General features: G+C 60.8%; 19 protein-coding genes. 12 read left to right on the top strand and 7 right to left on the bottom strand.

Annotated elements, in window-relative coordinates:
* Positions 1-8: 8 nt before the first annotated feature.
* Positions 9-629 (bottom strand): TetR/AcrR family transcriptional regulator, encoded by a 621-nt coding sequence (locus tag NX02_RS09095; protein ID WP_025291885.1) that lies wholly within the window; start codon positions 627-629, stop codon positions 9-11.
* A gap of 86 nt (positions 630-715) precedes the next feature.
* Here NX02_RS09095 and NX02_RS09100 point away from each other — a divergent pair, with 86 nt between their 5' ends.
* The 5 genes from NX02_RS09100 (at position 716) to NX02_RS33555 (ending at position 5,972) form a co-directional block, all read left to right on the top strand.
* On the top strand, positions 716-2,086 hold the full coding sequence (locus tag NX02_RS09100; RefSeq protein ID WP_025291886.1) for a TolC family protein: 1,371 nt from the start codon (positions 716-718) through the stop codon (positions 2,084-2,086).
* Positions 2,083-3,120, top strand: a complete 1,038-nt coding sequence (locus tag NX02_RS09105; protein WP_025291887.1) for an HlyD family secretion protein — start codon at positions 2,083-2,085, stop codon at positions 3,118-3,120. Before NX02_RS09100 ends, NX02_RS09105 begins: the two co-directional genes overlap by 4 nt.
* Positions 3,117-4,280, top strand: coding sequence for an ABC transporter permease (locus tag NX02_RS09110; protein ID WP_025291888.1), 1,164 nt, complete (start codon positions 3,117-3,119; stop codon positions 4,278-4,280). The genes NX02_RS09105 and NX02_RS09110 overlap by 4 nt, the downstream gene beginning before the upstream one ends.
* Positions 4,277-5,425 carry an ABC transporter permease gene (locus tag NX02_RS09115; RefSeq protein ID WP_025291889.1) on the top strand — a complete coding sequence of 383 codons (1,149 nt, stop codon included), beginning with the start codon at positions 4,277-4,279 and terminating at the stop codon, positions 5,423-5,425. Before NX02_RS09110 ends, NX02_RS09115 begins: the two co-directional genes overlap by 4 nt.
* A 181-nt stretch (positions 5,426-5,606) precedes the next feature.
* Positions 5,607-5,972 (top strand): DUF2147 domain-containing protein, encoded by a 366-nt coding sequence (locus NX02_RS33555; protein ID WP_277601370.1) that lies wholly within the window; start codon positions 5,607-5,609, stop codon positions 5,970-5,972.
* A 97-nt stretch (positions 5,973-6,069) separates the two neighbouring features.
* On the opposite strand, the gene NX02_RS09120 is transcribed toward NX02_RS33555, so the two are convergent.
* From NX02_RS09120 to NX02_RS09135, 4 genes are all read right to left on the bottom strand, one after another.
* Positions 6,070-6,264 (bottom strand): hypothetical protein, encoded by a 195-nt coding sequence (locus NX02_RS09120; RefSeq protein WP_047099763.1) that lies wholly within the window; start codon positions 6,262-6,264, stop codon positions 6,070-6,072.
* 232 nt (positions 6,265-6,496) lie between these two features.
* The gene (locus NX02_RS09125; protein ID WP_025291890.1) at positions 6,497-7,882 is read right to left on the bottom strand and encodes a Dyp-type peroxidase; all 1,386 of its coding nucleotides are present in this window, start codon (positions 7,880-7,882) and stop codon (positions 6,497-6,499) included.
* Between the two features lie 3 nt (positions 7,883-7,885).
* A complete protein-coding gene (locus tag NX02_RS09130; protein WP_025291891.1) occupies positions 7,886-8,497 on the bottom strand; it encodes a hypothetical protein in 612 nt (203 codons plus the stop codon).
* 41 nt (positions 8,498-8,538) lie between these two features.
* Positions 8,539-9,627: a catalase family protein gene (locus NX02_RS09135; RefSeq protein WP_025291892.1), complete on the bottom strand. Its 1,089-nt coding sequence runs from the start codon at positions 9,625-9,627 to the stop codon at positions 8,539-8,541.
* Positions 9,628-9,735: 108 nt separating this feature from the next.
* Between NX02_RS09135 and NX02_RS09140 the strand changes: the two genes are divergently transcribed.
* The 7 genes from NX02_RS09140 (at position 9,736) to NX02_RS31410 (ending at position 17,157) form a co-directional block, all read left to right on the top strand.
* Complete coding sequence (locus NX02_RS09140) at positions 9,736-10,398, top strand: TetR/AcrR family transcriptional regulator (protein ID WP_245648809.1); 663 nt, start codon at positions 9,736-9,738, stop codon at positions 10,396-10,398.
* Positions 10,395-10,892, top strand: coding sequence for an acyl-CoA thioesterase (locus NX02_RS09145; protein WP_025291894.1), 498 nt, complete (start codon positions 10,395-10,397; stop codon positions 10,890-10,892). The genes NX02_RS09140 and NX02_RS09145 overlap by 4 nt, the downstream gene beginning before the upstream one ends.
* A complete protein-coding gene (locus tag NX02_RS09150) occupies positions 10,889-11,749 on the top strand; it encodes a 3-hydroxyacyl-CoA dehydrogenase (protein ID WP_025291895.1) in 861 nt (286 codons plus the stop codon). The genes NX02_RS09145 and NX02_RS09150 overlap by 4 nt, the downstream gene beginning before the upstream one ends.
* A 29-nt stretch (positions 11,750-11,778) precedes the next feature.
* Positions 11,779-13,548: an oleate hydratase gene (locus tag NX02_RS09155; protein ID WP_025291896.1), complete on the top strand. Its 1,770-nt coding sequence runs from the start codon at positions 11,779-11,781 to the stop codon at positions 13,546-13,548.
* Between the two features lie 34 nt (positions 13,549-13,582).
* Positions 13,583-15,610: a heavy metal translocating P-type ATPase gene (locus tag NX02_RS09160; protein ID WP_039997332.1), complete on the top strand. Its 2,028-nt coding sequence runs from the start codon at positions 13,583-13,585 to the stop codon at positions 15,608-15,610.
* A gap of 264 nt (positions 15,611-15,874) precedes the next feature.
* Entirely contained in the window at positions 15,875-16,438 is a 564-nt protein-coding gene (locus NX02_RS31405; RefSeq protein ID WP_084717662.1) for an RNA polymerase sigma factor, read from the top strand.
* A 224-nt stretch (positions 16,439-16,662) separates the two neighbouring features.
* The gene (locus NX02_RS31410) at positions 16,663-17,157 is read left to right on the top strand and encodes a helix-turn-helix domain-containing protein (protein ID WP_245648810.1); all 495 of its coding nucleotides are present in this window, start codon (positions 16,663-16,665) and stop codon (positions 17,155-17,157) included.
* A 28-nt stretch (positions 17,158-17,185) separates the two neighbouring features.
* Here NX02_RS31410 and NX02_RS31415 read toward each other — a convergent pair whose 3' ends face one another.
* A complete protein-coding gene (locus NX02_RS31415; protein ID WP_084717666.1) occupies positions 17,186-17,557 on the bottom strand; it encodes a hypothetical protein in 372 nt (123 codons plus the stop codon).
* A 95-nt stretch (positions 17,558-17,652) separates the two neighbouring features.
* The gene (locus tag NX02_RS31420) at positions 17,653-18,981 is read right to left on the bottom strand and encodes an ImmA/IrrE family metallo-endopeptidase (RefSeq protein ID WP_211258308.1); all 1,329 of its coding nucleotides are present in this window, start codon (positions 18,979-18,981) and stop codon (positions 17,653-17,655) included.
* Positions 18,982-19,008 lie beyond the last annotated feature (27 nt).

A 19,008-nucleotide genomic window follows, 5' to 3' on the forward strand; every position in this document is an offset into this window, starting at 1 on the left:
TTATGGCATTAATTCGCCGCGAGCGCTCGTGCCATCACCAACGTGCCAAAAAACTCGAGCAACTCTCCGCCGGCGATCTCGGTGGGCTCGAGCAAGCCTTGGAACATACCGCCTTCATGGACGGCTAAAAGCAGACGGGCCATACGGCTGAGCTTCCCAGGCCCAACAGGCTTTTTCTGTTCGCCTACGCGGGCGATCGCATGTTCGATAACAGTGAGAATACGCGCCTGACGCGCTGCATAATGAGAGGCGACGGCGGGATTTCTCAGCGCATGCAAGCGGAATTCGGCCTGAAGGAGATACCATTTTCGATCAAAGCTATAGTTTGACACAAACGCTTTGACGAAATTGTCTATCACGGGGCCGCTCGCCAGCAGTGCCTCGGTCATTGACGCTTCTAGTCGCACCTGAAGCCGCTCGATAATCCGATCGTAAAGCGCGAAGAAAAGCTCCTCTTTCGATTGAAAGCTCGAATTATACGCGCCCCTGCTAAGCCCCACGCGTTCGCAAATATCTTCCTGGGACGCGCCTTGAAATCCGCGTTCCGCAAACGCGTCAAGCGCGCCGTCCATGATGCGTTCGCGGGTTTGGGCCCTGGTCGGCCGGGTGCGCGCGGGTCTGCGGCTCATGATTGGTCTCGCGTGGACATTCGATACAAATATGTATTGAGATATATTTCTGTCAACGTTAGGTTTCGCGTGATGGAGATACCCTCATGGATTTGCGACGCCGGTTTTTGATTGCACTGCTCACGGCTACGTCCTCGACGGCTGCATTCGCTCAATCGATCGGTTCCATTCCATTGGATTATCGTGAAGCGCAGGCAATACTGCTGGAAAAGTCGGACGCCATCCAAGGCTCCGATGCTGATGTCCGAAGCAAGGAGGCCCAGGCGGGATCGACGCGGACGCTGGGACGGCCGACCGTCGAGTTTGAAGGACAGATGGTCCGCTACCAGAAGTCGCTTTATCTTCCCCTCGGGCCTCTGGCGGATGTGGCGCAGGATTATGCCATCAGCGATCCGTTGCGGTTTGAGATAGAGCGTACCAGTACGAGACCCATCGTGACTGCCACGCTTCCGCTCTATTCGGGCGGCCAGATTTCGGCCGCGCAATCTGGTTCCGTCGCTCAGCTTGGCCAGTCTCGCGCGGAGCGGCAAATCGTCATTGATAACGCCTTACTGCAGATGACCCAACTGTATTTCGGGCAGCAACTGCTCACCAGAGTAAGGGACGTTCGTCGCGATGTGCTCGGTGGGCTGGAGCGCCATGTCTCAGACGCGATCAAACTCGAACAGGCGGGTTTCATCAGCCGCGCGCAGCGCCTGCAGGCTGAGGTGGCCCGTGACGACGCGGCCAGGGAATTTGAAAAGGCCCAGGCCGATCTCGAAAGCGCCGATGCGACGCTGTCCGGTTTGCTTCGATCCTCTTCACCGGTCGTTCCTGCGACGCCGATTTTTGTAATCACCCGCCCGCTGGATCCTCTGGACGACTTTCTGGACGCGGCTCGCCGCGCGCATCCCCAACTGGAGCGCCTGGAGGCGATGGAACAGCTCGCGCAAGCGGGGGTGACGAACCAGCGCTCGAAACTTCGACCGACCGTCTACGGCTTTGCGCAGTATAATTTCGACCGACGCGACACCTTGCTGACCGATCCGGACTGGACCGTTGGTGTAGGTCTTCGCTACACGATCTTTTCAGGCGCCGGTCGCTCCCAGGCCGTGCAGGCAGCCCGAGAGACGGTCTCGCAGGCTCAGGCTGGTCAGCGGGAGGCACGCACCCAGATCGAAATCGGCGTCACCCGCTCATGGAACGAGACAGAAGCTGCGCGTCGGCGCTTCCTGATGACGGATAGCGCTATCGCTTCCGCGCAGGAGAATCTTCGCGTGCAGGCGGTGGGATATCAGCAGCAGCAGACGACCTCGCTTGACGTGATCGATGCGCAACTCGGCTTGGGCCGTGCCAGGGTCCAACGCGCCCAGGCAGCGCATGATTTTGTGATTGCCCTGGCCCAGCTCCTCCATGTCAGCGGAGAAATCGACAAGATGCCCGAATATATCGAACGGGGCGAAAGGATCGCGCCATGACAGCTGCCCAGGGGGAACCAGCTGCGACCAACGAGGCTGAGGAAATGCGCCCGCCTGTACTTGGTCGGAAGTGGCTGCCGGTCGTAGCGCTTCTCGTGATAGCCTTTCTCGCTCTGGGCTTGTGGCTCAGCTACCGCCCCGTGCCCGATCAACTCCAGGGCATGGTGGATGCCCGGGAACTGCGGGTAACCAGCAAGGTGACCGGCCGGATCGCCGCCTTCCATGTGGAAGAAGGGCAGAGGGTTCGGGCAGGACAATTGCTCTATACGCTCGACAGCCCTGAAGTCGCCGCGCGCTCCGAGCAGGCCGGCGGTGCCTTGGCGGCGGCGCAAGCGACCGCTGACAAGGCCGACGAGGGCGCGCGACCAGAAGACATCCAGGCAGCACAGGCCCAGTGGCGCCGCGCGCAAGCAGCCGCGGATCTCGCTCAAACCACCTATGCGCGCACGCAGCAGATGTTCGAGCAGGGCGTGATCGCCGGCCAGAAGCGAGACGAGAGCCATGCGAACGCAGTTGCTTCAACCGAAGCAGCCCGCGCGGCGCGCGCACAATATGACCTCGCGCTCGCCGGCACCCGACGGCAGGACCGACAGGCGGCCGGGGGCCAGGTGCAACAGGCGCGCGGCGCCGTTGCTGAGGTCGAGGCGGCAAAACGGGAAACACGCGTGAGTGCGCCGTCGGAAGGCGAAATCGGACGACGACTTGCCCAGGTTGGTGAGCTGGTTCCGCAGGGCTTTCCGGTCTTCGTCCTTACTGACATCCAGAACCCATGGGTCACTCTCACTTTGCGTGAAGATCAGTTCAACGCCATCCGGCGAGGTAAGACGTTGACCGGGCGGATACCCGCATTGGGTGACCGTACGGCGCAGTTCCGCATCTCCTTCATCGCGCCGGCAGGTGATTTTGCGACCTGGCGCGCGACCCGGCAATCAACCGGTTTCGATGTAAAGAGTTTCGAGGTGCGCGCCATCCCCGTCACTTCGATCGACGGACTGCGTCCGGGCATGACCATATTGTTCGACTGGCCACAATGAACGCGGCCTTTCTGGTCAGCGCCCGCCGCGAACGTGCGTTTCTGCAAGGCAGCTTCTGGGACCTCGCCCTCATCAGCTGGCTACCGTTGGCGCTGCTGGCGGCGATCGCAATCCAGATCTCGTCGGGCGTGATGCGTGACCTGCCTGTCGCCGTGGTCGACGAAGATGGAGGCGGCATTGCGCGTGAACTCGTCCGACGGCTGGAGGTGGCTCCGGGCTTGCGTGTCGCGGCGCGTCCGGTCTCGATGCTGGAAGCAGAGCATGTGGTACGTTCCAACGCCGCTTATGCGGTCATATTGATCCCGCAGGGACTCGAGCGCGCCGTGCTGCGCGGTGAAACGGGCCAAGTGTCGGTATTCTACAACGCCAGCTATTCGACACCATCGGGGTCGATCCTGCGCGAGGTCAGCGCCGTCGTCCAGGGACAGGCTCGCGTGCTGGCAACACAGCAGACCGCTGCAATCATCGGCCCCGCCCGGGTACGCGCGGCGCCGATCGCTGTTCAAAGCCGGATCCTCTACAATCCACAAGCCAGTTATGAACTCCAGCTTGTCGCCCTGATTCATCCCGCCTTGCTGCATCTGCTGTTCATGATCGCGGTCGTCAGTGCGCTGGGTCGCGAACTGCGCGACGGAACAATCGGAACATGGCTGGCGGGATCCAGGCGAGAGGCTATCGCCGCGATCGCCGGCAAGCTGGTCCCCTATCTTGCAGTGTTCATGCTTTGGGCGGCGCTTGCCACCACCTACCTCGTGGGCTTACGCGGCTGGCCCGTTGCAGGGAGCGTCGTGATGCTCATGGCGGGCTACCTCGCCATGTATCTCGCTTATGCCGGCATGGCCGTTCTGATCGTCGGGCTGACTCTGTCCATGGGGCAGGCACTGTCCATGACCGCGCTCTATGCGGGCGCTTCCTTCGCGTTCGCCGGAGCGATTTTTCCGATCGAGTCCTCTTCTGCCTTCGCACGGCTATGGAGCGCGCTTCTGCCCTATACCACGTTCGCCCGCCTCGTTGCCGAACAATGGATGATCGGCGCGCCTGTCGCCATGTCCGCTAAATTGCTCGCCATCCTGTGCGGATTTCTCGCTTTCGGCCTGTGCATCGGTTTGCCGCGGCTTCTGGCAGCCTCCAGCAATCCTGCTGTCTGGGGGCGACGATGATCGGCCGCGCCTTCCTTGGAACCCTCCGCGCGGTTTTCACCGATCGTTCGGCCTTCATGCTGATCGTCGTCTCAACGATCCTCTATTCCTTCTTCTACCCGTCAGCATATTCTGGGGAGGTCGCCACCCGTATTCCGGTAGCTGTTGTCGATCTCGACAACAGCGGTGCGAGCCGATCGCTGGTTCACAAGCTCTCCGCCCTTCAGCAGGTCGATCTTGCCGAACGATTGTCATCCCCAATGCAGGCACAGAGCTGGCTTCAGACTCGAGGCGCCGGCGCGATCGTCATCATTCCCGAGGGTTTCGAGCGTCGCATCCTCAATGGCGCGCAGGGTATCGTTTCCATTTATGGCAACGGCGCGTATCTGCTGCGCAGCAGCACCGCCCTTGCCGGGGTCGGTTCCGCGTTGGCAGCTATCGGTGGTGAAGCTGCGGTCGATCAAGCGATGGCGCAAGGCGTGCCCGCCAATCCCGCCCTTTCCCTGGTCCAGCGTCCGCTCTTCAACACCCGCGAGGGTTACGGAAGTACCGTTTTTCCCGGTGTCGGCTTCCTCATCATCTATCAGACCTTGCTGATGGGTCTGGCCATGCTTGCAGGTACGATGCGCGATGGCGGGGGCCGGCTTCATTTCTCGGCCCATAGCCTCGTCGGTGTCGCGCTCGCTTTCTTTGTTATCGGCTGGGCAGACATCGCCTATTACGCAGGCTTCGTCTTCTGGTTTCAGGATTACCCCAGAGCTGCAGCCTCGCCCGCTACGCTGCTGGCAGCAGGCAGCCTCTTTGTCGGGGCTACCGTCGCGGCCGCGCTCGCGCTGGCCAGTTTCTTCCGGACCCGAGAGCGCCCCTTGCAGTTGCTCATGGGGACCTCTCTGGTCATCTTCTTTCTGGCCGGGCTGTCCTGGCCGGCCGAAGAGACACCTACCTGGCTCGTAATGCTTGCCCGCCTGCTGCCGACGACGCCAGGAATCCATCTGATGGTGGGCGTAAACCAGATGGGCGCCAGCCTGATCGACCAGTGGGTGGAGGTCATCAACCTCGCCATGTTGGTAATTCTGTACGGGATAGTGGCCTGGTGGCGTCTCACAGGCTTGGACGTGAGGCGACAACGTATCTTTTCGGCGCCGGTGCCGTCGGGAAGCCAATGATAATCTGTTGACTGGTCACGGGCGAGATGCGCTCGACGTGTGCCCGCGCTGCGAACCAGAAGCGGCGAGGGACGGCTGTGACGCTCACAACACGTCCAAGACCGTCTTAGTGGCTGAAGATCTATGTGTGAGGTGGAACATGCACGGCCTAAAGCTTTCGAGCGCTCTGATATGCTTGTCAATGGCGACAGCGAGCGTCGGTGCCCCGCAGGATGGGGCGGGAGGCATATGGCGTAACCCTCAGAACAGCGTGCATGTCGAAGTGCGACCTTGCGCCAATCGGATGTGTGGCACTGTCATCTGGGCCAATGAAAAGGCGATCGCTGATGCTCGGCGTGGCGGTACGCCAAATCTGATCGGGCAGCAGCTGTTCCGCGACTTCACCAAGGATCGGAACGGAATCTGGCGCGGCCGTGTTTTCGTTCCTGACATCGCCAAGACTTTTTCAGGCACTATTGTGTCAATTGATGCGAAAACGCTTCGAGGCTCCGGCTGCCTTGTAGGCCGGATCGCGTGCAAGTCACAAGACTGGACGCGCGTGCGGTGAGCCTATGTGGGTGGAGCGGTGGCGCAGGCGCGTCAGTTGTGCACGGCTACTGAACCAAATCGGTATTTCATCTCGCCTGGTCAGCATCGAGATAGATTCATGCCTCCAACTGACCTTCCGCCGTCAGCACATTGATCGGCGCGCGCTGATATTCTGAGCTTTCGAACTCGTCCAGGCGATCGCAATGAGCGAACGCCTTTGTCTGCTCGCGCGGAATTGACAGAAACTCCAGACTGGCGCGGTCGCCTGCAAAGTCGTTCACTCCCGCCACAGGATTGAACCCCCATTGCATAAAGGTCGCTTACCACCACGCTATGACCGAATCTGGAAAGAATCTGGACAGCGCGGTGCTTCAGCGCCGCATTAAATGAGTGGGTTCGGGATGCGCGTAAACGATCAGTACGTTCATGATCAGGCGAGTTCTCTTTTGAAGCTCAAATGCTTCCTTCGCACATCGTGCCGTCCCAGATGAGCGGGATCATCATAGGAGGGTTGCTCTCCCAGGCTTGGAAATTGCGCGACGATCACACGCCGCTTGATCGCCAGCTTCCCCTCGATAACCAGGTCAACGCCGACAAGCTGGGCATGAACAGATATTCGCCGCCCTTCATGACGTTGAACGTCTGCACGCCATCAATGCGCTTGCGGGCCGGCGCACGGGGAATCGTGAAAAGACTATCCTCCTCATGCAGACCTACGACCGGATCGCGCTCTTCGCCGAGATCGACGAAGTTGCCACGATTGATCCATTCCTGCTGCATGAACTCGATCGTGTCATAGGCGCGCGCGCTGATGAAGATGAAGAAGATGCCGCGATCACCCTTGGCATCATCCTCGGGCGAGACGTCCTCGGAATAGACCGGGCCAAAGGTCGAAGATCGGCGGATGATCCGATGGATGTTGACGTCGGTCAGCAGGGTGAGCTCGGAATCACGCGGATTGAGCCGACGCATATGGCAGCCGAGCGGCACGACGCGGCCCTTGGGGTCGTCCTTGAAATTGAAGTCGTTGTTGCGCTGCGGATCGGCGCCCAGTGCCGGATCGTCATGATCCGGCGACAAGGTCAGCGGTGCACCGGAGCGCCACCTGCCGAACATCTTGGCCGCCAGAAGCTCGCGTTCCTCGGACGTCTCGCCATGTGCCTTGAGGAAAGCGTTGAAGCAGCCGACCCGGCTCTGGAACTTGCGCAGGACGACGAAGGTGCCGTTCTTTCCGAGCGCAGCAGGCTCCGGCATGCCAAGTGGCTGACCGTTCTCGCTTTCATAACCCAGGATGAACTCGCCGGCCTTGATCGGACGCTCTTCGCCGGGGATGGGATCGACGCCGCTGCCTTCGACTGCAGGTTGAGAGATGGAGTCCCTGAAACCGAACGGGTTCTTGGCATCGCCCGGCGCGCCGAAACGATGCTCTCCCAGCAACGTCACGCCGGTGCTCCGGTCGAGCTCGGCGCGTGCTGCAATCAGTGCCTTGTCCAGCGCTGCATCGTCTACGGCGTAGATGGTCAGCGCCATGTGGCAGTTACCCGGCTTGAACACCTCTTCCCAATGCTCTGGCGCGTTCGGGCCGAAATCGCGCAACTGCTCGCGTCGTGCGGCCATGCCCTGCTGGAAGGGAAGGGGAAAGGTCTTGAGCTGGGCATCGGGGACGCCGAGCGCCTTGAGGCCCTCGAAGCTCAGCGCCGCGCCGATCCAGAAATCGAGATCCTCACTCCAATTGTCGGCGGACGCGATATGCGGCGCCAGACGACCGAGCAGATCGCGCGCGCCCTCGGCCTCATCGAAGTGGAGCATCGCATGGAGGCCGACATAAGGCTCGGGTCGGCTGCGCAGGATCAGCGCCTGGATATCGTGGAGATCGAGCGTGACGCTGTCGCGACGGAAACGCTCTCTCAGCTTTTGAAGGATAGCCATTGGTCAGCCCACCTTGTCGAGGAATTCGTTGACGGCGTGCTCCATGCGCTGGAGCCGGCGCACATCGACGACGGTGACCTGCGGATTGGCGACGAACCAGCCGGCCGCCGTGATCTGGTGGTCGGCGATGAAGTCCTTGACCTTGGGACTGGCGATGCCGGGCCAGCCCTCGACCGAGGCGAAGAGCAGGTCCATCAAATCCGGGATCTTGGTGGCGAAGTCGTTGATATAGGTGTCCCAGTCGCCATCATAGGCGGTCGCGAACAGAATGCGCGTGTCGTTGTCGAAGAACACGAAGCGCATATTGTGGAGCGTGCCCACTTTCTGGGCACCGTCGAAATTGCCGTTGACCAGGCCGAAAATGCGCCGCAGCCGATCGGCGCCGCCAGGCTTCAGTTTGGCGATGGCTGTCAGTTCCGAGACATTGCCCGACTGCGCGCCGACCCGACCGGCGGAACCCGCCGTACCCTTGAGATCAGGATTATGTTTGGTGACCATCTGCTCGAGCGCCAGTTTGGCGAGTTGCGGCGCATCGCCGGCAACTTCCTCGATCCTGCGGCGGATGGCCTGCAGGCGGGTTTCATCGATCTGAGGTGCTTCTTCGGTATCGGCCATGACAGGCCTCCTTTCTCGAAATCTGGCAGGTTTGTGCAGGCTCAGTCTGGAATGGCGTCGATGCTCGTCGGCTCAACCCGCGGCTGGGCGTTCATCTCGTGGCGGTAGCGGGTGGACCGCTCATATGCGGCGATCCGCACCCGCATGATCGAGCCGAGCGGCTGATGCTCGCGGATGCCGTGCCACGGGTTGAAGGAGAGGACATCGTCGCCATAGACGCGTCGTGCGGGCGAATAGGCGTCCTGCGGCGGAATGCGCAGCGTCGCGAGCGGCTGGTGCGGCGACAGGTCATCCGGCCAGAGCACGGCCGCGTCCTCGACCGGCATCTTGTCCAGATCGGCACAGAGTTGTGCCCGGAGCTGGTACTCGGCGCCTTGCTCGCGGAAATGCTCGACCACCAGGTCTCGCATCGTGGAATCCTCGACCGTGCCGACATCCTGGCCCGTGAGCGCCCGGACATTGTCGGACAGCGGCGCCGCGCTGATCTTGGCGATGTAATCGCCGAAGCGGATCGCCGCCATCGAGTGATAGGTCTCACCCAGGAGATGATCATTGTCCCGGGCGAGGCCGCGCAGTGTCGCGCCCGGTTCCACGCCGACGGCCTCGACCGCTGCCTCGACGCCTCGCGCGACCCCGGCCATCGCACGCTGGAGGAAGGCCGGATTCTGTGCATTCTTTTCGAGGAGCCCGATGAGCTGGCGGTACTTGCCGATCGTGCCGAAGCTCAGGACTGGAATATTCACCAGTAGAAAATCCTGATTGCGTCCAGTGTCCCCGGGCAGCAGCCGTTCGCCCTCGACGCCGAGGACCTTGATGGCCATTCCGCGCGGGGCGGGAATGGTATCGGAGTGAATGTCACCCGGCGCCGAGGAAAGGCGGATCACCACCGGATAGGTCCCGGGTCGCGCAAACAGGCCTTGGCGCAGATGCTGCTGCAATTCGGGGACGATAAGTTCGGCCTTCAGGAACCCATGGCTCTTGGCATGGGCGTCCCGTACCGCGTGCCGGTGCCGCTCGAACGCCCTGCGATTGGTCGAAGCCATGATTTCGAGAATTTCGGCGGTGAGACGATCTTCGTCATCGCCAACCATCTCCACATCAGGGGAGTAGGAAATATAGGTGTCAGCCAAGGCCACTCCTTTGCGGCAGGATTTGACGGCGGATGAGCAATTTAGCCTCGAAATTGTCATCCAATCGGGATATCAGGTGATATCTGGTTTTCCGGTCAACGCCGATCGATGGCAAAGGTTTCAAAGGCGTGGCTGTTTTTGAGGACGAACGTCATGCGACCTACGCGCAAGGAAACACAGCGTCAGACCCGGGATCGATTGATCGCAGCGGCGCATGCCTCGATCGTAGAGGAAGGCGTGGCGGCAATGTCGATCCGCAACATCTGCAGCGCGGCGGGTCATTCGCAGGGCGCGTTCTATTCCAACTTCGCCAGCAAGGATGACCTGCTGGTCGACATACTGCAGAGCCACATACAGGACGAAGTCACGCTCTTGCGCGATATCGTTGCGCAGTGCGTCGGGGACGATATCGAGGCGACGCTCGAGGTGCTCGCCGACCGTCTCGCGAAGCTGGCCGAAGAACCTCAATGGTCGTTGCTTTCGATCGAACTGCAACTTCATGCACGACGGAATCCGGCCTTTGCCGAGCGACACCGGGAGGGCAAGGCGGCTTGCTATCGGATGTTCGGTGAGCTCGTGGCCGACCTCGTCAGGCGTTTCTCTCTGCGGCCGGCCTTGCCGGCAGAGCAGACCGGCATCGGCCTTTATGCGCTTTGGATGGGGCTGGCCGTCCAGGGTGATGTCGAAGGGGCCATCTCGCGCGACGAGATGCTGGTCGGCTTTTTCCGCGCCATGGCGGGGCTCGATGTGCTGGAGCCTGCCAAGCCATGAACTCGGACGGCCTCAAGCGCCGACGGATCGGTTGCGATGCTGCGGGCGACCCGCTGTCGGGCAAGATCGACGAACAATGTCGCTTCCACATCAGCTTCCGGGCCGAGGAACACGACATCGACGAACTTGATCATGTCAACAATGCGGTCTGGGTGACGTGGCTCCAGGATGCCTCGGTGGCGCACTGGTTCGCGGCGGCTCGCCCCGGCGATACCGACACCTATGTCGCGGTGGTCCTCAGGCATGAGGTCGATTATCGCGGCAATGTCCGGGCGGGAGAGGATGCAACCGCGGTCACCTGGGTTGAGGGACGACCACGCGGGGCGCGCTATTCGCGCCGCGTCGACTTCACCGACAACAAGGGCACGGTACTCGTGTCGGCCCTTTCCCAATGGGCGCTGATCGAAAAAGCGACTGGCAAGCTGGTCCGGGTGCCTGTTGAAGTCGCGGCGCCGTTTCTGCGCGATGCCACAGGGCAGGAGAGGAACGCATGACCGAAATCAGAAAAGTCGCAGTGCTTGGAACGGGCGTGCTGGGCAGCCAGATCGCATTCCAGTCGGCCTATACCGGCTTTGAAGTAGTCGCATACGACATCAATGACGAGAGCCTGCAGAAGGCGCGGCTGCGGCTCGCAGCTTTGGTCGAAACCTATCGCAAAGAGGTGACCGGCGCGGCGGGCCTGCAAGCCGACACAATGGGCAGGATTATACTGACAAGCGATCTGGCTGCAGCCGTTGCGGATGCCGATCTGGTTATCGAAGCCGTGCCAGAAGTGCTGGCGATCAAGCAGGCGCTTTATGAGAAGCTGGCAAGGTTGGCGCCATCGGACACGATCTTGGCCACCAACAGTTCGACGCTGCTGCCCAGCGATCTCAAGGATTTCACTGGCCGGCCAGATCGGTTCCTGGCGCTGCACTTCGCCAACAACATCTGGAAATTCAATACGGCCGAGGTGATGGGAACGCCCGAGACAGATCCGGCGGTCATCGACACTATTCTCAAATTCGCTTCTGATATCGGCATGGTGCCCATCCCCATACGCAGGGAAAAGGCGGGCTATGTCCTCAATTCCCTGCTTGTGCCGCTGCTCAACGCCGCGGCCGAGCTCGCCGAAGGCGGTTATGCCAATCCGCATGACGTCGACAAGGTGTGGCGGATCGCAACGGGTGCGCCGATGGGGCCGTTCCAAATCTACGACATGATAGGACTTAATACGCCCTACAACATTCTTTCCCACAGCGATGAGCATGCCGGGTCGCTCGCCGCATGGCTGAAGGAAAACTACATCGACAAGGGCAAGCTGGGCATCGCCTCGGGCGAAGGCTTCTACAGCTATAAGCCCGCCGACTGATCCGACCACAAGAACAAGAGGAGTTCGCCATGCACTATAGCAGCGGAAACTATGAAGCGTTTGTCCGTCCCCGCAAGCCGGAAGGCGCTGACAGGAAGACGGCTTGGTTCGTCGGCTCGGGTCTCGCGGGGCTCGCCGGCGCGGCATTCCTCATCCGCGACGGCGGTATAGCCGGTGAGCGTATCACCATCCTCGAAGAGCTGGATATTCCCGGCGGCGCGCTCGATGGTCTCGATGTGCCGGACAAGGGTTTCGTCATCCGCGGCGGCCGCGAAATGGAAGAGCATTTCGAATGCCTGTGGGACCTGTATCGCTCCATCCCCTCGCTGGAAATCGAGGACGCCAGCGTTCTCGATGAGTTCTATCGGCTCAACAAGGACGATCCCAATTTCTCACTTCAGCGCACGACCCAGAACCAGGGGCAGGACGTTCCAGACAAGCATTTGCTGACGCTGAACGACCGGGCGCAGAAGGACCTGATCTCGATCTTCCTCGCGACCCGCGAGGAAATGGAGAACAAGCGGATCAACGAGGTCTTCAGCGAAGATTTTCTCAAGAGCAATTTCTGGCTCTACTGGCGCACCATGTTCGCCTTCGAGGAATGGCATTCGGCGCTGGAGATGAAGCTCTACATCCACCGCTTCATCCATCACATCGCACATCTGGCGGATTTCTCCTCGCTCAAGTTCAACCGCTACAACCAGTATGAATCGATGGTCCTGCCGCTGGTGAAGTGGCTGACGGAACGGGGCGTGAAGTTCCGCTATGGCGTCGAGGTGACGGATGTCGATTTCGATATCCAGGAGGGCCGCAAGCAGGCGACCCGCATCCACTGGAAGGAGAAGGGCGAGGAAGGCGGGGTCGATCTCGGCCCCGATGACCTCGTTTTCATCACCATCGGGTCGCTGACCGAGAATTCCGACAACGGCGACCACCACACGCCGGCGAAGCTGAACGAAGGCCCGGCACCGGCCTGGGACCTGTGGCGGCGCATCGCGGCGAAGGATACGGCTTTCGGGCGCCCGGATGTGTTCGGCGCCCATATCCCGGAAACAAAATGGGCGTCGGCGTCGATCACGGCCACCGATCCCCGCATTGCGGAGTATGTCGAAAAGATCACCAAGCGTAACCCGTTCACTGGCAAGATCGTCTCGGCCGGCATTGTCACGGTGAAGGATTCCGCATGGTTGTTGAGCTGGACGGTGCATCGCCAACCGCATTTCAAGAAACAGCCCAAGGACCAGATGATCGCCTGGTTCTATGCGCTCTTCGTGGACAAGCCCGGTGACTATGTGAAGAAGCCGATGCAGGAGTGCACTGGCGAGGAGATCACGCAGGAGTGGCTCTATCACCTCGGGGTGCCTGTCGAGGACATCCCGGAACTCGCCGCGAAGGGCGCCAGCACCGTGCCGACGATGATGCCGTACATCACCGCTTTCTTCATGCCGCGCCAGGCCGGCGACCGGCCAGACGTCGTGCCGGAAGGTGCGGTCAATTTCGCCTTCATCGGCCAGTTTGCGGAGTCGAAGCAGCGTGACTGCATCTTCACGACCGAATATTCGGTCCGGACACCAATGGAGGCCGTCTACACTCTCATGGATGTCGAGCGCGGGGTACCCGAAGTGTTCAATTCGACCTACGATATCCGCACGCTGCTTGCCGCCGTCACACCGCTTCGTGATGGAAAGGGGATCGACGTGCCGGGACCGGCCTTCCTGCGCAAGCTGCTGATGAAGAAGCTGGAAGGCACCGAGATCGCGAAACTGCTCGAGGAGTACGACCTGATCTCGAAAGAGTGAGCGGTGGATCCGCAGGCGCAGTGGAAGGTGAAGGATGGCCAACGATGACCCAGAGAGCGAGCCAGCGACTGAAGGCGGGCAGGGCCATGCTCTCCATGGCAATGAAGGGCGGGATGATGATACGGCCTCCCGCTCTACCACGCTCGATCCGGTGTGCGGAATGGTGGTCGATCCCGCTACCGCGGCCCATGAAGCGGAGTATGAGGGCGAGCGCTATGTCTTTTGCTCGGCGGGATGCAAGGCCAAGTTCGTGGCCGATCCACAGCGCTATCCCGCTTCGGCGGGGCGTGACGGCCAGAGCGAGGGCATTCCCTCGCAGGACGATGGTTCCCACCATGACCACGCCCATTCGCATGGGGGCCACGAGCACCACCATCTGACAGCGTCGGCGCCAAAAGGAGTTATATGGACCTGTCCGATGCACCCGGAAATCCGGCGGGATGCGCCAGGCAGTTGTCCGATCTGCGGCATGGCTCTGGAACCGCTGGTCGCGGCGGCGGATTCAGGACCAGGTCCTGAACTTGCCGACATGACACGGCGGTTCTGGATCGGTCTGGTGCTGGCGCTTCCGGTTTTCCTGCTCGAGATGGGTGGTCACCTGATTCCGGCACTGCATCACCTGGTCCCGATGCGCCTGTCGATCTGGGTTCAGTTCGCGCTGGCAACGCCGGTGGTCCTGTGGGCTGGGTGGCCATTCCTCGTGCGTGGCTGGGCCTCGCTTGTGAACCGCAGCCTTAACATGTTCACGCTGATCGCGATGGGAACGGGCGTCGCCTGGAGCTACAGTGTCGTCGCCGCGATTGCCCCGCAGATATTTCCCTTGGCTTTCCATGCAGCCGACGGCACCGTCCCGGTCTACTTTGAGGCTGCCGCCGTGATCACGGTGTTGGTGTTGCTCGGACAGGTGATGGAACTGCGCGCGCGGGAGCAGACCTCCGGCGCAATTCGGGCCTTGCTCAGGCTCGCTCCCAAAACCGCCCGACGGATCGGGCGGGACGGCGTGGAAGAGGATGTGGAAGTTGAAGCCGTCGTCATCGGCGACAGGCTCAGGATACGGCCCGGTGAAACCGTGCCGGTTGACGGTGTCGTGGAGGAAGGTCGCTCGTCGATCGATGAATCGATGGTGACCGGGGAATCCATGCCGGTGACGCGCGTAGTCGGCGAAGCGGTCGTAGGAGGTACGCTGAACCAGACCGGCGCGCTCGTTATCCGTGCCGACAAGGTCGGTCACGACACCATGCTGGCCCGGATCGTCCAGATGGTCGCCGATGCGCAGCGTTCACGAGCGCCTATTCAGCGCATGGCCGACAAAGTCTCCGGATGGTTCGTGCCCGTTGTCATTGCCATCGCGCTGCTGGCGTTCGCGGCATGGGGCATTTGGGGCCCCGAGCCTCGCTTGGCAGACGGCCTTATCGCCGCCGTTTCCGTGCTGATCATCGCTTGCCCCTGTGCTCTTGGACTCGCGACGCCAATGTCGATCATGGTGGGCATCGGTAAGGGCGCGGCCAGCGGCGTCCTGATCAAGAATGCCGAGGCCCTGGAGCGGATGGAGAAGGTTGATACGCTGGTGGTCGACAAGACCGGCACACTGACCGAAGGCAAACCGGCCGTGACCCGGGTTGTTGCCGTTTCTGGTCTTAACGAGGAAACGGTCCTTCGCTTGGCCGCAGGCGTGGAAAAGGCATCAGAGCACCCGCTCGCACGGGCAATCGTCGCCGCCGCCGAGCACCGCAAGGTCGCGATCCCCGATGTCGTCGACTTTGCTTCCCCGACCGGCAAGGGCGCGTTTGGCATTGTCGAGGGACAGAGCGTCGTCCTTGGCAGCGCGGCTTTCCTCGCGGAGCATGGTATCGACACGGGTCCTCTCGCGAAGGAGGCAGACGCATTGCGCCGCGACGGCGCTACCGCCATCTATATCGGGATCGGCAACTCGCTCGGCGGGATCTTCGCCATCGCCGATCCGATCAAGGAGACGACGCCGGAGGCCCTGAAGGCGTTGCATGTCGAAGGCATCCGCATCGTCATGCTGACCGGGGACAATCGCACCACGGCGATTTCATGAGCCTTTGTGAACGCATTCCTGCTGCTCTTTGTATCACGCAGAATGCGGTCAGCGCATCTACGCTAAGCGACTGGGGAACACGAGCACGACGTACGCAAATGAGGGACCGATCTTCCATCGCCATGCAGCCGCGGCAATGTGGAAGAAAATAGCGGAGCTGGTCGAACCGGCACCCATAGCGGAAGCTGGGTGTGGAATTGTGGCTGTATATCACGAGGTTGGAGTAATCATGTGGGGCCGGGGTTGTATCCACTCCGGGTATCCATGACGGACAGTGAAGCGGCGCGTGAGCCTGTGTTGCCAATGGCTTCGGCCAATGATGTCGGGTCTTTGGCCCTACTGCATGCGGCATTCCTCAACGATTACGAATTGTTGAGAACACGTTTGGCCACATACACTGGCTCGCCCGAGCAAGCCGCTGACATCCTTCATGACGTCTATCTCAAGCTGAGGTCTAATCCGCAGATTACCGAAGTTCGTGAGCCGCGCGCCTACCTGTATCGAATGGCGCTCAACCTGGCCAAAAACCAACGGCGAAATGGAAGGCGCTTTGTTTCGGCCGACGAAGAGGCCCTTGCGGTCATTCCTGATGATGCCCCAGATCCGGAACGGGCTGCACTTGCTGCCGACGAGATGAGGCGGGCAATCGCACATCTCCATCAGGTGCCAGCCAGGCAGCGCGATATTTTTCTAGCCCGATGGCGGGATGAAAAAAGCCAAATCGAAATTGCGCTCAAATTCGGCATTCACAAGCGCACCGTCCAAAAAGAGCTGGAACGCGCCGAACGGTACCTTTGCAAAAAACTTGGCCTGCCCAAACTGCGCTGAGCGCAATTCCCCAATGCGCGGTACGGTCTAAAAGGCAAAAATGCAGGACTAGAAAAAACACGACCGCCTTTGGCGCCTTCGGTGTGTCCTACCTTTGGGACATTGCGGACCGCTTCCCTATGGCGAGCGAGCATAAGCTCGTGTCTCCGGTCAGGTGGCGGTCGAGGAGGCATCGCGCCGAGGTTCCAGGTGCACGAGACTGCCTCACACCCAGGGGAGTCGCTATGGCGACACGAAACGTGAGTGCCGTCACGACGGGAAACGACAGCGAATCGCCAATGCGGGCGGCAACCGATATAGCGGCGCGAGCACGAGAGCGCGCAGTCGGCCGGCAGGTGCTAGGGTATGCCGGGCCAACGTTGGCTCCATGGCAGGCCAAGCTGGCGGTGACCATCATGGGAAGCGATCCCAGCGTTACCATATCGATCTCGGAGATCGCTTATCTCTGCCGGCTTTCCGTCAGCCATTTTGTGCGGGCGTTTTCAAACACGATGGGCATTACGCCCTATGCCTGGTTTATGCGGCAAAGGATTGTTTTTGCGCAGCAAATTCTCGTGCAATCCGGGGCGCCCCTCGCACAGATCGCGCTCGAATGTGGATTTTCTGATCAGGCGCATTTTACCAAGGCATTTGTCAAGGCAACAGGAATGACACCGGCTAAGTGGCGGCGAGGCACGATTGGTACGTTCGCAACAACTCCAGACCATGCAGGGGGATGAGGAACCGGACAACCTTGGGAGAGGCGCGTCAGCGCGCAACATCCCTCTCTTTTGCTCGCCGATGCGCCGTTTTCAGTAGTGCCTTGTCGTGTACAGGTCGGTTCCAGCGGGCTGCCGCTGGCAAGGAAATCAGCTCCTCCATGTGGCTGACAAATGTGTAGACCTTGTTGACGACTTCAATCATCAGATCCTTCATTTCCTTGTCGGAAATCCTTGAGACCTCGTTCCAGGGAATCTCTCCGAAAGGTGTCACTACTTTCACATCGCTGTAATCGCCGCAGTGCGTGTCGGGCACTTTCCCGGCGTGAAGATTTTCCAGCTGCGTGTTGCGGACGCATTGTTCGACAAGAACAAGGGCGATTCGTCTTGCTGCCGCATCAGGTATGGCGTCAACGCTCATTGCGACCTCCTCGTGACGACGTTCAACGGTTCACGTTATGGACATGACTGGTTGCGCCTCTTTCCGTTTGCGGCGGTCGAAGGCCTTCCCGAAGTTCAGCCAGTTGCCGACATGAAATCTTCTTCTGGCCAGTCCCGCTCTATTCGACCATGATTTTTGAGCAGCGTGTTCACGACCATTGGCGATACATGGAAATGCTCAGCCACGTCTTGTTGATTTTCCTCGGAATAATCTCCGCGCAGCATCTCCTCGACGGAGTCGAAGGGAGCCAAGAACTCGGCGGCAAACGATCGTTGAGCCTTCTGCCGATAGGTGTAGGCGTGGGTCGCGGGATGCAAGGCGCCCTGATGGTTCATCAGCCGGTCGCCGAGTACACGCGCAAGAGCGAAGCGTCGGCCGACCTCCCGTTTTCCGGGAAGTACAATAAGCGACCTGTCGCCAACGTCATCGTCGAGAGCATAGGGTAGCGCTGCCGGTCCACGAGGCTGCTCGGTCAAAGCGTCAGGACTTGTGCCGGAAAGTGTCGCTAGCAGGTGATCATCAATGACATGATCTCCGAGCCGTTCCTGTTGACGGAGAGCGTAGGCGACATCGGTCCCGAGCTTCCAGGCCGGCATTGCGGAGTCCCTGACGACGCGATGCTGGGCGTCGAGCGCAACCATGTCCCGGGCGCAAGCGTGATAGCCGACGGCCTGAGCGATCGCTTCAAGCCCGCGCGCGGTAAGCAGGTTCTCGTTCTCGTGCTGCATCCGTGCGCGCTCTGCAGCGACTTCCAGGACCGCAGCTTCCCCCAGCCGATCGGCATCGCCGATCAACCCCTCTACAGCGTCGTCGTCGATGGCGTCTGGATCGCGTCCCATAAGGGCTTCCAGGCGCCGCCGCTTGGCGATTTCGGGATCGGCGCGCTCCGCGATGACGTCCCGCCAGAGCCGGTCGAGATTGGTCTCGCCAACCCCTTGCTCGCGAAGGCGGCCGATGACTCTCGGAAGAAACTCGTCGAGGGCGGCCTCGAAAAGCGTCGAAGGGACGATCGTCGGGAATGAGCCCACATATCGGAATGGCTTGGCATCCGGCTCCGCAGACGCATTGGAGATCAGCATGGTACGCACGCCGTCCGACCAGATTTCGATGTTCGGCCAGAGATAGCCTTCGCCGATCGAGTTCATTCTGTGAGCAAGCGACCAGTCCGGCGACGCCGAGCGGGGTTCCCAGCGCAGGCGCCACCAGTTCCATGCGAGCCATTCGGCGACATGATAGCCAGAGACCAGCGGTCCCTGCCGGAAGCCGTTTAGAAATGAGTCGAAACCCTCGGTCAGCGACTGGCGGGCCGTGCGCACGGTGAACAGGCCAAAGGCGGCGCGCTCTTCGGGGCTGCCTTCGTCGAGGCGCTCAGGCGCAAGTCCAAATTCCAGTCCTATCGGCACCGCCGCTTCCATTCCTTTAAGATGTAA

Source organism: Sphingomonas sanxanigenens DSM 19645 = NX02 (genome assembly GCF_000512205.2).
Lineage (GTDB): Bacteria > Pseudomonadota > Alphaproteobacteria > Sphingomonadales > Sphingomonadaceae > Sphingomonas_D > Sphingomonas_D sanxanigenens.

What these genes read in the sequence shown, in the direction of transcription:
- NX02_RS09095 (WP_025291885.1), bottom strand. Translation starts at nt 629, where the DNA reads ATGAGCCGCAGACCCGCGCGCACCCGGCCGACCAGGGCCCAAACCCGC.
- NX02_RS09130 (WP_025291891.1), bottom strand. Translation starts at nt 8,497, where the DNA reads ATGGCCGATACCGAAGAAGCACCTCAGATCGATGAAACCCGCCTGCAG.
- NX02_RS09145 (WP_025291894.1), top strand. Translation starts at nt 10,395, where the DNA reads ATGAACTCGGACGGCCTCAAGCGCCGACGGATCGGTTGCGATGCTGCG.
- NX02_RS09120 (WP_047099763.1), bottom strand. Translation starts at nt 6,264, where the DNA reads ATGCAATGGGGGTTCAATCCTGTGGCGGGAGTGAACGACTTTGCAGGC.
- NX02_RS31410 (WP_245648810.1), top strand. Translation starts at nt 16,663, where the DNA reads ATGGCGACACGAAACGTGAGTGCCGTCACGACGGGAAACGACAGCGAA.
- NX02_RS31415 (WP_084717666.1), bottom strand. Translation starts at nt 17,557, where the DNA reads ATGAGCGTTGACGCCATACCTGATGCGGCAGCAAGACGAATCGCCCTT.
- NX02_RS09150 (WP_025291895.1), top strand. Translation starts at nt 10,889, where the DNA reads ATGACCGAAATCAGAAAAGTCGCAGTGCTTGGAACGGGCGTGCTGGGC.
- NX02_RS09110 (WP_025291888.1), top strand. Translation starts at nt 3,117, where the DNA reads ATGAACGCGGCCTTTCTGGTCAGCGCCCGCCGCGAACGTGCGTTTCTG.
- NX02_RS09160 (WP_039997332.1), top strand. Translation starts at nt 13,583, where the DNA reads ATGGCCAACGATGACCCAGAGAGCGAGCCAGCGACTGAAGGCGGGCAG.
- NX02_RS33555 (WP_277601370.1), top strand. Translation starts at nt 5,607, where the DNA reads ATGGCGACAGCGAGCGTCGGTGCCCCGCAGGATGGGGCGGGAGGCATA.
- NX02_RS09105 (WP_025291887.1), top strand. Translation starts at nt 2,083, where the DNA reads ATGACAGCTGCCCAGGGGGAACCAGCTGCGACCAACGAGGCTGAGGAA.
- NX02_RS09125 (WP_025291890.1), bottom strand. Translation starts at nt 7,882, where the DNA reads ATGGCTATCCTTCAAAAGCTGAGAGAGCGTTTCCGTCGCGACAGCGTC.
- NX02_RS09115 (WP_025291889.1), top strand. Translation starts at nt 4,277, where the DNA reads ATGATCGGCCGCGCCTTCCTTGGAACCCTCCGCGCGGTTTTCACCGAT.
- NX02_RS09155 (WP_025291896.1), top strand. Translation starts at nt 11,779, where the DNA reads ATGCACTATAGCAGCGGAAACTATGAAGCGTTTGTCCGTCCCCGCAAG.
- NX02_RS31405 (WP_084717662.1), top strand. Translation starts at nt 15,875, where the DNA reads ATGACGGACAGTGAAGCGGCGCGTGAGCCTGTGTTGCCAATGGCTTCG.
- NX02_RS09100 (WP_025291886.1), top strand. Translation starts at nt 716, where the DNA reads ATGGATTTGCGACGCCGGTTTTTGATTGCACTGCTCACGGCTACGTCC.
- NX02_RS09140 (WP_245648809.1), top strand. Translation starts at nt 9,736, where the DNA reads ATGGCAAAGGTTTCAAAGGCGTGGCTGTTTTTGAGGACGAACGTCATG.